This window comes from Vibrio jasicida CAIM 1864 = LMG 25398, assembly GCF_000400365.1.
In the GTDB taxonomy this organism is placed as follows: domain Bacteria; phylum Pseudomonadota; class Gammaproteobacteria; order Enterobacterales; family Vibrionaceae; genus Vibrio; species Vibrio jasicida.
This window is the reverse complement of record NZ_BAOG01000156.1, coordinates 1-213: the sequence shown is the minus strand read 5'-3', so window position 1 is coordinate 213 and position 213 is coordinate 1. Positions and strand designations below refer to the sequence as shown.

Sequence of the window (213 nt, the reverse complement as noted above, 5' to 3'; positions counted from 1 at the left end):
CGTCAGTGGCGATAGCACACGCTTTGAAACTTCTGACGAACTGACCATCAAAGCGGTCGATACGGACAATAAAGAAGTCACGCAAACCACGACAGCGGCTGCATTGGGTAAATGGAACACGACGCTAGACGTTTCGGGTCTTAAAGACGGCACCATTACGGTGACGGTGAACGGTACTAACGATTTGGGCGCACCAGCAAAAGAAGTGGGGAC

At 51.6% G+C, this 213-nt stretch carries 1 pseudogene; it reads left to right on the top strand.

The features are described from left to right. Positions 1–213 (top strand): annotated as a pseudogene (locus VJL_RS25580) (hypothetical protein); the annotation flags it as partial.